The organism is Lacinutrix sp. 5H-3-7-4, assembly GCF_000211855.2.
In the GTDB taxonomy this organism is placed as follows: Bacteria; Bacteroidota; Bacteroidia; order Flavobacteriales; family Flavobacteriaceae; genus Lacinutrix.
In genome coordinates this window covers 1,152,940-1,165,531 of record NC_015638.1, presented here as the reverse complement: position 1 = coordinate 1,165,531, position 12,592 = coordinate 1,152,940, and the positions used below count along the sequence as shown (strand labels likewise).

Sequence of the window (12,592 nt, the reverse complement as noted above, 5' to 3'; positions counted from 1 at the left end):
TCTAATCTTGTACAATCACATCCTTTATATCATCTTTCCCAAATTCTGGCTGGATATTAACATGATTTATTTTAAATTTTTCGAATAAAAGTTTTTCTATTTTAGAAAGAATAACATCAAATTCGGTTAATGTAATATTTTGCTCAAAATCTACATGAGCTTCAAAATGTGTTTCATCTTCATTTAATTGCCATACATGAATATGGTGTACATTTTTAATACTTTTAAAGGTATTAATTTCTTTTACAATCTCTTCAACAGGAATAGTATCTGGAGTAAAAAGCATAAGTACTTTTGTAGAACTTTTTAACAAATCGAAACCCATCCAGATTAAGTATAAAGCAATTATAAAAGTAAGTGCACTATCAACCCAAAAAAACTGGTAATAATACATTAATAAACCACCAATTAAAACAGCAATACTTGCCATTAAATCTGTTAACAAGTGTAAATATGCACTACGCATATTCATATTAGAATTACTATCTTTTTTTAATAATAAAACACTAAAACCGTTACCTAATATAGCTACTATAGAAAGCCATATTACAAGGTTACTTTCTATACTTTCTGGTTTTTTAAATCGTTTTACAGCTTCAATAATTAATAATACAGCAACAATAATTAAGGTAGAAGCATTAATAAAAGCAGCTAAAATTTCGGCACGTTTATATCCAAATGTTCTTTGTAATGATGCCTCTTTTTTAGATAATTTATTAGCTATATAACTAATTATTAATGAAATAACATCACTAAAATTATGTAAAGCATCACTTAATAAAGCTAAACTTCCAGATAATAATCCACCAACCACCTGTGCAGCAGTAATTAAAATATTTAAAAAAATAGATATTAAAAGGTTACGGCCTTTTAAGTCGTTATGCTTGTGGGAGTGATTATGTAAACTAGCATTTGCCAATTAACAAGGTATTTTATCAACACGGTTTTGGTGTCTTCCGCCTTCAAATTTAGTTTCTAAAAAGGTATCTACCATCGCTATAGCTTGTTGTACTGCAGTGTAACGTGCTGGAATACAAATAACGTTAGCATTATTGTGTTGTCTTGTTAACTCTGTAATTTCTTTAGTCCAGCAAACTCCTGCTCTAATATGAGTATGCTTATTAGCAGTCATTGCAACACCATTTGCACTACCACATATTAAAATACCAAATGTGGCTTTATTATATTCTACATCTTTAGCAACAGGATGTACAAAATCTGGATAATCAACACTTTCTAAAGTATCGGTACCATGGTTTATAACTGTATAACCTTTATTTTCTAAGTGTTTAATAATTTCAAATTTATAATCTGTTCCAGCGTGGTCATTTCCAATTGAGATAGTCATTATAGTAGTAGTTTTTTATTTCCGCGTAAGCGAAAAATAGTTGTTTGTATATTAAAAGTGTAAAGTTAATAATTGCTCGCAACTATTAATAAGTAATAAGTACTAACTTATTCAAATAAACTACATTTAAAAAATTAAAATTTAGCCCATTTAAAAATATAGCTTAGCTCCTATTTTTACTATACTTAATAAGCTACTTTACACTTAAAATTAATCTGTTTTTAATTAAAAATGTATACGATGTTAACAACTAGGTAAATTAATTATAACTACTTGTTAATATCTACTCATAGTTTTTGAAAACTTTTATTAGGATTATTAAATAAATTTTTAAAACAAGAATTAAAACTACACTACCAAAAAAGTTAGCATTTATTTTTGGCCAATTTATCACTATTAAATTTTCATATACCAACACAAAAAATAAAAATACTTATTAAAAATAAGCTGTCAACATTGGTTATAAACAGTTGTTAATAGAATATATAAATATAATAAAAACCAACACTTTATATTGTTTATAACCTGTTAGTAGAAACAGAAAAGTAACATACCAAACAAAATACTAAAAAAGTTATACCGCTATTAACAAGCAATAATAATCAGTATTTTTTTTTTAAATTTTAAAAGAAAGAATAATAGTATATAATATAAATGTGGATAACTGTTTTAGTTAACTTAAACTTAAAGACACATACATTTAATAATAAAAACGTAGCTTTGTATAAACTTAATTACTTCACTCCTCGCTATTAAGTTAAAAAATAACCGAATTTCAAACTTTTACTTCGTAACTTAGAAATTCAATAGATTACAAATTAAATGACAAAAAATAAAAAGAAAAGGAAACCAAGTCATAACAAGATTTCCAACCTAACAAATACAATTCTAAGTATTTTAAAAAAAGATAGAAATAAAACCTTTAATTATAAACAAATTGCTGCTAAACTAGGCGTTAACGATGCTAGTAGCCGTAACCAGATAATAAAAAAATTAGCACAACTTAAAGCTAAAGAAGAAATAAAGGAGATAGATCGCGGTAAATTTCAAATTATAAACAATACAGAATATCATACAGGAATTTTTGATGCCTCTTCAAGAGGATCTGGATACGTTATTTGCGATGATTTTGATGAAGATATATACATAGCTTCAAATAATGTAAACAAAGCGCTAAACGGCGATGAAGTAGAATTATATGTTTACAAAAGAAGAAAACGCGGTAAACTTGAAGGTGAAATAACAAATATTATTGAGCGTGCGAAAACAGATTACGTTGGTATAATACAAATACACCCAAAAAATAACTATGCTTTTGTAGTGGTTGATGGTAATAAAATGAACAAAGACATTTTTGTACCTATTAACAAAACATTAAAAGCCCAAGATGGTGATAAAGTATTAGTAACACTAGAAGATTGGCCAGAAAAAGCCGATTCTCCTAACGGAAAAGTTTTAAAAGTTTTAGGTAAAGCTGGAGAACATAATACCGAAATTCACGCCATTTTAGCAGATTATGGTTTACCATACGAGTTTCCTAAAGAAGTTGAAGATTATGCAAATAATATAGACTTAAAAATACAACCTGAAGAAATTAAAAAGCGTCGAGATATGCGTAAAGATTTAACCTTTACCATAGACCCTAAAGATGCTAAAGATTTTGATGATGCTTTATCTTTTACAGTTTTAGAAAACGGAAATTACGAAATAGGAATACATATTGCAGACGTTTCACATTATTTACAAGAAGGAACCGTTTTAGACGATGAAGCTTACGAGCGTGCAACCTCTGTTTATTTAGTAGATAGAGTTGTACCAATGTTACCAGAAATTTTAAGTAATGGTGCATGTTCATTACGTCCGCATGAAGAAAAATATACATTCTCAGCTGTTTTTGAATTAGATAATAAAGCACAAATTAAAAACGAATGGTTTGGTAGAACAGTAACTTACTCTGATGCCCGTTTTGCTTACGAAGAAGCACAAGCCATTATAGAAAATAAAAACAATACCATTCCAGCCAATGTCTCTTTAACAGGAAAAGAATATAAAACAGATCAAGCCATTGCAGATGCTGTTTTAAAAATGGACGAACTTGCAAAAATTATGCGTAGTAAACGTATGCGTTCTGGAGCTATTTCTTTTGATAAAGTTGAAGTAAAATTTAATTTAGACGAAGATGCAAATCCAGTAGGTGTATTTTTTAAAACCAGTAAAGATGCTAATAAATTAATTGAAGAATTTATGTTATTAGCAAATAGAAAAGTTTCAGAATTTGTTGGAAAACAAAAACCAGAAAAAACATTTGTATATCGTGTACACGATGAACCAGACGAAAGTAAACTAGCAGCATTACAAGGTGTTGTCGCAAAATTTGGTCATAAATTAAACTTTAATAAAGGCAATGTATCGCAATCATTAAATAAATTATTGGTTGATGTACAAGGTAAAAAAGAGCAAAATTTAGTAGATACTTTAGCAATTAGAACCATGTCTAAAGCAGAGTATACAACACATAATATTGGACATTATGGTTTAGCTTTCGACTATTATAGCCATTTTACTTCGCCAATACGTCGTTATCCAGATGTCATGGCACACCGTTTATTACAAAGGTATTTAGATGGAGAAAAATCGGCAAATGAAGAAGTTTACGAAGAAAAATGTAAACATTCTAGTACTATGGAATATCTAGCAACAAAAGCCGAAAGAGATTCTATAAAATACATGCAAATTCGTTTCATGCAAGACCATCAAGATGAAGAATTTAGAGGTGTAATTTCTGGCGTAACAGATTGGGGAATTTATGTAGAAATTATTTCAAATAAATGTGAAGGCATGGTAAGAACCAGAGATATAAAAGGCGATTATTATGAGTTTGATCAAGACCAATTTACATTAATAGGTCGCGAAACAAAAATAATGTATCAACTTGGAGACGAGGTTATTGTAAAAGTAAAACAAGCCGATTTAGTAAAACGTCACCTAGATTTTGAATTAATAGGAAAAGCTAAAACTGAAGCTTAAATTTTATAATTCATGGTTATAACAATCAATTAAAAACTATATAACTAATGATTTTAACAACAACAAACTCTATTGAAGGTTTCAAAATAATAGATTATAAAGGCATTGTAGCCGGCAGTAGTTTTGAGTATAAAACAAAATTCTCTTTTAAAGTAGAAAAAAGTAAAGCCATTACAAATGATGTTTTAGATGAAGCCAATGAAATCGCTTTTCAAAAATTAAAAGAAAATGCTAAAAATCTAAATGCCAATGCAGTAGTTGGCATATCAATAGATTTAGAAACAGTAAACGGTACTTCTTTTTTTGTAAATGCTATAGGAACCGCAGTACATGTAGTTCCAGAAAAATAAATTTGTAAAACTGTAACACTTTTATTTTTTAGTACTCTTTAAAGAAACACTATTTACAATGAAAAAATTAGCAACAGTATTCTTATTTTTTATATCAATTTCTTTATTTTCTCAAAACCCAATAGAACAAAAAGTTGACGATTTTACAACCGTTAAAGTCTTCGATTTAATACATATTAGCTTAGTAAAAGCAAACGAAAATAAAGTTATTATTTCTGGTGAAGATGCTCAAGATGTAGAAGTTATAAGTAAAAACGGAACATTAAAAGTGAAAATGAAATTTGAACGTATTTTTGATGGTACTAAAACATTTGTAGCAGTACACTATAAAAATTTAGATGTAATTGATGGTAATGAAGGAGCAAAAATTATAGGAAACGAACTTATTGTTCAAGACAATATAGAATTAAGAGCTCAAGAAGGTGCTATTTTAAAAATAGGTTTAGATGTAAAAAAACTAGAAGTTAGAGCCGTATCTGGAGGCATTATAGAAACTAAAGGAAAAGCAAAAAATCAAGATATTACCTTAAATACAGGTGGTATTTATAACGGCAGAACATTTTTAACTAAAAACACCAATGTAAAAGTAAGAGCTGCTGGAGAAGCAGAAGTTAATGCAAGTGAACTTGTAGACGCTAGAATTACTGCTGGTGGTGATATAGATATTTATGGTAACCCAAATACTGTAAATAAAAAACAAACTTTTGGTGGTAGAATTAAAGTACATAACAACTAAAACCACTTTAAATTATTTTTTAAAAAAGCTTTAGCAACTGCGCTAAAGCTTTTTTTTATTAAAATGCTTAAACCATTTACTTTACTTTAATAGTATAATTTCTTTACTTTTGTATTAAACACAATATACTATATGATAGAAGACATTCAGGCAGCGATACCACTAGGCTTTTTTTTAGCTTTCATGATTGGTCCTGTTTTTTTTGTATTATTAGAAACCAGTGTTTTAAAAGGTTTTCGTGCAGCAGTAGCTTTCGATTTAGGTGTAATAGTAGCAGATGCTTTATTTATTGCTGTTGCCTATTTTTCTAGTTTTCAATTATTAGAAAACTTAAGCAACCATCCTGGATTATATGTTTTTGGTGGTACAATATTAACCATATACGGTTTTATAATCTACTTTAAAAAATCTAAAAAAGGATTAGAAACCACTGCCGAAATTGCCTCTCCTAAAACAAATTACTTAGCACTTTTTGCAAAAGGCTTTTTTCTAAACTTTATAAATATTGGTGTTTTAGTTTTCTGGTTAGGAATAATAATAGTTGTTGGACCAAATTTAGATGGAGATACCAATAGGTTTTTTATATTTTTTGGTGCCATGATTGGTGCTTACTTTGTAACCGATGTTATAAAAATACTACTTGCCAAGCAACTTAAAAGTAAGCTAACACCAACTAGAATTATAAAAATAAAGCGATTATTAGGTTTAATATTAGTAGTTTGTGGTACTGTATTAATAGTAAAAGGCTTTTTACCAAAAGATCAATTAAATCCGCAGCAAATAATTGATAAAATAGAACACCAAACCAATTAAATACACATGGCTAAAACACAATACCATATTTACGTTATAGAATTACGTAAAAAGGTATTTACAGAAAACGCTAAGTTTAGAGCTGCAAATCCACAATTTAACGGCGTTTTAGAATGTTTATATGTAGGTATGACAAGTAAGACACCAAAAGAGCGTTTTCTACAGCATAAAACAGGATATAGAAATGCAAAAGGCTATAAGTTATCTTCAAACATTGTAGAAAAATATGGATCTTACTTAAGGCCAAGTTTATATAACCATATAAAACCATTAGCAACAAGAGCCGAAGCATTAAAAATGGAAAAAGCACTAGCTTTACAGTTACGTAAAAAGCGTTACGCCGTTTGGTTTAATTAAATAATTTTTTTATAAAATTTGAACAGATGAAATTTACTATAATTTCTATAATTTTTATTTTTTTGTTTTCATGTAAAATGAATAAAAAAGAAAGAATTATAATATTTGAAGATTTATCTAAAATCGAAGTGATTGTAGAAAATAATGGAAGTTGGAAACCAACAAAATTCGATTTAAAAATTTTAGATTCTGTTATTATAAATACTATAAGAGGCTCTAAATTTAGTTTTATTAAAAATCCTAAGATCACTAATTATAATAAGCTTTACAAACAGTATGTTCCTTATTATAATAAGGATAATGAACGAATTATTTTAGTTAATACTTTCTGTAGAATACCTGGAAGTCCTACTAAAGATAATTTTGATGAGCTATTTGATTGGAAAAATTATTATTTAATAATAGATGATGGAGGAGCTTGTTTTTGGAACATTAAAATAAATATAGATACTAAAAAAGCTTTTGATTTAAATATTAATGGTTATTAAACTATATAATAAAAAAAGCGCTACTAAAAAGTAACGCTTGTTTCGAGGTGTCGAGCGGATTCGAACCGCTGTAGATGGTGTTGCAGACCACTGCCTAGCCACTCGGCCACGACACCCTAATTTCCTAAAAAAATAGGAGACTCATTAATTATAACGAGAAGGCAAATATAAAAATAATTCCCTTTTTACACTATTTACTTCCTGTTTTTCTTTTTTCGGTTATTTCTATGGTAACCATCTCAACATCACCACCAATTGGAGGATTTATTTTGCTTACTGCAACAGTTACAACTGTAACTAGCTTATCTTCAGCAAAAATTCTATCTAAAATACGCTTAGCAGCATGTTCTAAAAGTGCACTTGGCGTAGCCATTTCTTCAACTACAATTTTATTTAAAAGTACATAATCTACAGTATCTTTTAAAGCATCAGAACTTGCACTTTTTTGTAAATCGGCTTTTACCTTTAAATCTACACGATAATCACTACCTATTGCTGTTTCTTCTTTTAAACAACCATGATGTGCATAAACGCGTATGTTTTCAACTTTAATTATTCCCATAGCGCAAATGTAATGCGAGTTTTTTCAGTTTAGCTATTATTTTTAAAATAAATTTTCAAAGCTATTTTAGCTTGTAAAAAAATCAAAAACATTACTTATCGCACTAGTTTTAGTTTTATAAAACTCTGTATAAGTACAATTTTTGCAAGTTACAGATGTAAATTTTTTGTTTTGTACATCAAAAATTTTAGATAATGTTCCACCAGTAGCACGCATTTGTCCTGTTTCGTATGTAGTATTATTACATTTTGGGCAGCAATAACTCATAAGTTTTATTGTTTTAATTAATGTTATAAAGTATATGTATAATAAACGGTTATTTTGTTACGTATTTTCATTAATTTTACAAACTATTTTTAAGTTGATTTAATAGCAAATAATCAATTAAAATCAAGAATACAAGTATGTCTACAGAAACAAAATCGCTCAATTTTTTAGAGCATATTATAGAAGAAGATTTAGCAAACGGATTAGAAAAAAATAAGTTACGCTTTCGTTTTCCGCCAGAACCTAATGGCTATTTACACATTGGGCACACTAAAGCCATTGGTATTAGTTTTGGTTTAGGAGAAAGATATAACGCACCTGTTAACTTACGTTTTGACGATACAAATCCTGCTAAAGAAGAGCAGGAATATGTAGACGCTATTAAAGAAGATGTATCTTGGTTAGGCTATAAATGGGCAGAAGAGTGTTACTCATCAGACTATTTTCAAGAACTTTACGATTGGGCAATTTTACTAATAAAAGGCGGTAAAGCTTACGTAGATTCTCAATCTAGTGAAGCCATGGCAGAACAAAAAGGAACACCAACACAACCAGGAGTAGATGGTCCTTTTAGAAATAGAACTGTAGACGAAAATCTTGAACTTTTTGCAAAAATGAAAGCTGGAGATTGCAAAGAAGGAGAGCATATTTTACGTGCAAAAATAGACATGCAGCATCCTAATATGCTTATGCGAGATCCTATTATGTATCGTGTTTTAAAAAAAGATCATCACCGTACCGGTAGTAATTGGTGTATATACCCAATGTACGACTGGACACACGGTGAAAGTGATTACATAGAGCAAATATCACATTCATTATGCTCACTAGAATTTAAACCACATAGAGAGCTTTATAATTGGTTTAAGGAGCAAGTATATAACTTTGCTAAAGACAAGTACCCAATGCAGCCTAAACAGCGAGAATTCGCACGTTTAAACTTAAGCTACACAATTATGAGTAAACGTAAGTTACTTAAATTAGTAGAAGAAGGTATTGTAAACGGTTGGGATGACCCAAGAATGCCAACTATTTCTGGTTTGCGTCGTCGCGGTTATACACCACAATCTATTAGAAAATTTGTAGAAACTGTTGGTGTTGCAAAGCGTGAAAATGTTATAGATGTATCACTTTTAGAATTTTGTATTCGTGAAGATTTAAATAAAAAAGCCGATAGAGTAATGGCTGTTTTAGATCCTGTAAAAGTTGTAATTACAAACTATCCTGAAGATAAAGAAGAATGGCTTGAAGCCGAAAATAACCAAGAAGATAAAACTGCAGGATTTAGAAAAGTACCATTTTCTCGTGAATTATACATTGAAAAAGAAGATTTTAAAGAAGAAGCTGGAAACAAGTTTTTTAGGTTAAAATTAGGAGGAGAAGTAAGACTTAAAAATGCATACATTATTAAGGCAGAAAATGTAGAAAAGGATGCAAATGGTAATGTTATACAAATAAATTGTACGTATTCTACAGATACCGAAAAGAAAGTAAAAGGAACATTACATTGGGTATCTATAAAACATGCTTTAAAAGCAGAAGTTAGAGAATATGATAGATTATTTACAAACGAAGCGCCAGATAGCCATGCAGAAAAAGATTTTATGGAGTTTATAAACCCAAATTCTTTAAAAGTTATAGAAGCATTTGTAGAACCAAGTTTAGCTAATGCTAAAGTTGGTGAACAATTCCAGTTTCAACGTTTAGGTTATTTTAATGTAGATAACGATTCTACTGCAACTAATTTAGTTTTTAATAAAACGGTTGGATTACGCGACTCTTGGGCAAAAGCAAAACCCAAAGCAAGTAATAACAACCAACAAAAACAACCACAACAAAATAACCGTCCAACTATAGAGCAAATAAAATCTTATGGTAAAAAGTACGATCGTATGCCAGAAGATAAGCAAGCAAAAGCGAAAGCAGAGATTCAAGAATTAGCAAAAAGCATCACTTACGAAGATCTAGAACCATTATTTGGCACATCGGTTAAAAAAAGTGGAACGCGAATAATTACCATGATTAGTTTAGGTGTTTTATTAAAAAATGGATTAGAAAAAAACGAAGCTATAAATGCATTTATCACTAAAGCTTTAGACGATAAAAATCAATTATTAGTAACAGAGGCAAAAGCTTTGTAATTAACTAATTAAAAACATAACTTTACAAAGGCTGAAATTATAATAGTTTCAGTCTTTTTCTTTTTTTACAAACATTGATTACTTATAAAATTTATCATACATCAAACGCGCTCCCAAAATCTTGGGATTGTTTAAATCATAATGATATTTTTTTAAAACAACAGTTTCTTAAAGCCTTAGAAAATTCATGCCCAAATAATGTTACGCCATATTATATTGGTGTTTTTAAAGCTGAAAAACTTGTAGCAATAGCTATTGTTCAACGTGTAGAAATGTATCTTGATGATATTTTTAGAAATACAAACGATAACTATTTAATTAGAAAATCTAAACAAGTAATTTCAAAAATAGTAAGAGGTAATGCTTTAATTGTAGGTAATATAATGCATACAGGACAACATGGTTTGTATTTTAATAGACATGAAATTGAGTATACTCAATTTTTAAATGAAGTTTTTAAAGCTTTAAAAAGCATTGCACAACAAATAAAAAACACAAATAAAAAAAACGTTAGAATTATAGCTTTTAAAGATTATTTTAAAGCTGATGCTATACACAAATATGGGCATGTTTTTAAAAGAGAAAAACTATATAAAGTGCAAGTACAACCTAATATGGTTTTTACAATTCCAGAAGTGTGGAAAACAAAACAGGATTATAGTAGTGCTTTAAGTAAAAAATATCGTGACCGTTATAAATCGGCATTAAAAAAAGGAAAGGTAATTGAAAAAAAAGAGCTTGATTTAAACGAACTTATTAAATTAAAACCACAAATATTTCAGCTTTATAAGAATGTTTCAGATAATGCTAGGGTAAATTCATTTATATTAAACTCTTGTCATTTTATAGATTTAAAAACAGCTCTAAAAGATAATTTTAAAGTTTTTGGCTATTTTATAAATCAAGAATTAGTAGGTTTTTTTAGTCTAATAATAAACGAAAGAAAATTAGAAACTTACTTTTTAGGCTATAATAATAGTTTACAGAAAAAGCATCAAATGTATCTTAATATGCTTTATGATATGGCTGTTTTTGGTATAGAAAATAATTTTAATACTATTATATACGCACGTACTGCAATGGAAATAAAAAGTTCTATAGGTGCAAAAGCAAAAGCTATGGATGTTTATATGAAACATACTAATACGTTTCCTTCAAATATGCTATTAAGATTTATTGTTAAGTACTTAAATCCTGCACGAGATTGGGTTGAGCGCCATCCTTTTAAATAGGTTTTTAACAATCAATTAGCATCAAAAATTTTAATTTCTTCAATTTTACTATTAATTTTAGAGTAAAACCAAGAAATTATGGATAAAGAAGCACAACAAATTTTAACAGAAATTAGTCAAATTACTAGAGATATTGAGGAAAATTATCCAGAACTACAAAAATATCTAAAAGAAACTAGAGACACATTACCTCATGGCGATGAAGCAACTTTAGACAAAGAGTCTTTAGAGAATTATAGAAATACGCTAGTAGAACTTAAAGAACGTTATAAAAAATAGCATAAAAAAAGCCTCTAATTTTTAGAGGCTTTTTTATTTATTTGAGAGTAATTTGTTATTCTAATTCCTTTTTCTTTTTTGCATTTTTCATAGCTTCTCCAATTTGATTACTAGCAGTAAAACTAGCAACCATATCGTTTAACATATTACTTCCCGCTTGTGGCGAATTAGGTAGTAAAATTAAATTACTGTTTGTTTCTTGACCTATAGATTGTAAAGTATCGTAATGCTGTGTCACAACAATTAAAGCAGATGCTTCTTGAGAATTAATACCAACTTTATTTAAAACCTCTACACTTTCTTCAAGACCACGAGCAATTTCACGACGTTGGTCTGCAATACCTTGACCTTGTAAACGTTTACTTTCTGCTTCGGCTTTTGCTTTTTCTACAATTAAAATACGTGCAGCATCACCTTCATATTGTGCAGCAGTTTTTTCACGTTCAGATGCGTTAATGCGGTTCATGGCAGCTTTTACCTGTGCATCTGGATCGATATCTGTAACTAAGGTTTTAATAATATCAAATCCGTAATCCATCATAGCATCATTTAATTCTGCTTTTACAGCTAAGGCAATATCATCTTTTCTAACAAAAACATCGTCTAATTTCATTTTTGGTACTTCGGCACGTACAACATCAAATACATAAGATGTTATTTGATCATGTGGGTAATCTAGTTTATAAAATGCATCATACACTTTGTCTTTTATTACTTTATACTGTACAGAAACTTTTAAACGTACAAACACATCATCTAACGTTTTTGTCTCTATAATAACATCTAATTGCTGTATTTTTAAACTTAAACGTCCTGCAATACGGTCTACTAATGGTATTTTTAAGTGTAAACCAGATTGACGTATGCTATGAAATTTACCAAAACGCTCTACAATAACAGCGGTTTGTTGCTTTACTACGAAGAAAGCAGATATTAAAATAATAAGTCCGAAAAATATAATCGGAATAAGAATAAATTGTCCCATAATAGAT

At 29.0% G+C, this 12,592-nt stretch carries 14 protein-coding genes and 1 tRNA gene; 9 read left to right on the top strand and 6 right to left on the bottom strand.

The window, feature by feature from the left end:
- Position 1 precedes the first annotated feature (1 nt).
- Both LACAL_RS05055 and rpiB read right to left on the bottom strand, forming a co-directional pair.
- Positions 2-919: a cation diffusion facilitator family transporter gene (locus tag LACAL_RS05055; protein ID WP_013869630.1), complete on the bottom strand. Its 918-nt coding sequence runs from the start codon at positions 917-919 to the stop codon at positions 2-4.
- Positions 920-1,348, bottom strand: coding sequence for a ribose 5-phosphate isomerase B (rpiB, locus tag LACAL_RS05050; protein ID WP_013869629.1), 429 nt, complete (start codon positions 1,346-1,348; stop codon positions 920-922).
- An 822-nt stretch (positions 1,349-2,170) separates the two neighbouring features.
- On the opposite strand from rpiB, the gene rnr reads away from it, so the two are divergent.
- The 6 genes from rnr (at position 2,171) to LACAL_RS05020 (ending at position 7,119) form a co-directional block, all read left to right on the top strand.
- Positions 2,171-4,375 carry a ribonuclease R gene (rnr, locus tag LACAL_RS05045; RefSeq protein WP_013869628.1) on the top strand — a complete coding sequence of 735 codons (2,205 nt, stop codon included), beginning with the start codon at positions 2,171-2,173 and terminating at the stop codon, positions 4,373-4,375.
- A 47-nt stretch (positions 4,376-4,422) separates the two neighbouring features.
- Entirely contained in the window at positions 4,423-4,725 is a 303-nt protein-coding gene (locus tag LACAL_RS05040) for a YbjQ family protein (protein WP_013869627.1), read from the top strand.
- 58 nt (positions 4,726-4,783) lie between these two features.
- Positions 4,784-5,461, top strand: a complete 678-nt coding sequence (locus LACAL_RS05035) for a head GIN domain-containing protein (protein ID WP_013869626.1) — start codon at positions 4,784-4,786, stop codon at positions 5,459-5,461.
- Positions 5,462-5,593: 132 nt separating this feature from the next.
- Positions 5,594-6,274 (top strand): LysE family translocator, encoded by a 681-nt coding sequence (locus tag LACAL_RS05030; protein WP_013869625.1) that lies wholly within the window; start codon positions 5,594-5,596, stop codon positions 6,272-6,274.
- Positions 6,275-6,280: 6 nt separating this feature from the next.
- Complete coding sequence (locus LACAL_RS05025; protein WP_013869624.1) at positions 6,281-6,631, top strand: hypothetical protein; 351 nt, start codon at positions 6,281-6,283, stop codon at positions 6,629-6,631.
- A 77-nt stretch (positions 6,632-6,708) separates the two neighbouring features.
- Positions 6,709-7,119 carry a hypothetical protein gene (locus LACAL_RS05020; protein WP_041301288.1) on the top strand — a complete coding sequence of 137 codons (411 nt, stop codon included), beginning with the start codon at positions 6,709-6,711 and terminating at the stop codon, positions 7,117-7,119.
- A 45-nt stretch (positions 7,120-7,164) separates the two neighbouring features.
- Here LACAL_RS05020 and LACAL_RS05015 read toward each other — a convergent pair.
- The 3 genes from LACAL_RS05015 to LACAL_RS05005 form a co-directional block, all read right to left on the bottom strand.
- A tRNA-Cys gene (locus LACAL_RS05015) sits at positions 7,165-7,235 on the bottom strand.
- Between the two features lie 74 nt (positions 7,236-7,309).
- Positions 7,310-7,681, bottom strand: coding sequence for a dihydroneopterin aldolase (gene folB / locus LACAL_RS05010; protein ID WP_013869622.1), 372 nt, complete (start codon positions 7,679-7,681; stop codon positions 7,310-7,312).
- Between the two features lie 66 nt (positions 7,682-7,747).
- On the bottom strand, positions 7,748-7,948 hold the full coding sequence (locus tag LACAL_RS05005) for a zinc ribbon domain-containing protein (protein ID WP_013869621.1): 201 nt from the start codon (positions 7,946-7,948) through the stop codon (positions 7,748-7,750).
- A gap of 137 nt (positions 7,949-8,085) precedes the next feature.
- Here LACAL_RS05005 and LACAL_RS05000 point away from each other — a divergent pair, with 137 nt between their 5' ends.
- The 3 genes from LACAL_RS05000 to LACAL_RS04990 all read left to right on the top strand — a co-directional run bounded on the left by LACAL_RS05000 (position 8,086) and on the right by LACAL_RS04990 (position 11,600).
- Positions 8,086-10,089, top strand: a complete 2,004-nt coding sequence (locus LACAL_RS05000; protein WP_013869620.1) for a glutamine--tRNA ligase/YqeY domain fusion protein — start codon at positions 8,086-8,088, stop codon at positions 10,087-10,089.
- 74 nt (positions 10,090-10,163) lie between these two features.
- Positions 10,164-11,321, top strand: coding sequence for a hypothetical protein (locus tag LACAL_RS04995; protein WP_013869619.1), 1,158 nt, complete (start codon positions 10,164-10,166; stop codon positions 11,319-11,321).
- Positions 11,322-11,399: 78 nt separating this feature from the next.
- Entirely contained in the window at positions 11,400-11,600 is a 201-nt protein-coding gene (locus LACAL_RS04990) for a hypothetical protein (protein WP_013869618.1), read from the top strand.
- Between the two features lie 55 nt (positions 11,601-11,655).
- On the opposite strand, the gene LACAL_RS04985 is transcribed toward LACAL_RS04990, so the two are convergent.
- A complete protein-coding gene (locus LACAL_RS04985; protein ID WP_013869617.1) occupies positions 11,656-12,585 on the bottom strand; it encodes an SPFH domain-containing protein in 930 nt (309 codons plus the stop codon).
- Positions 12,586-12,592 lie beyond the last annotated feature (7 nt).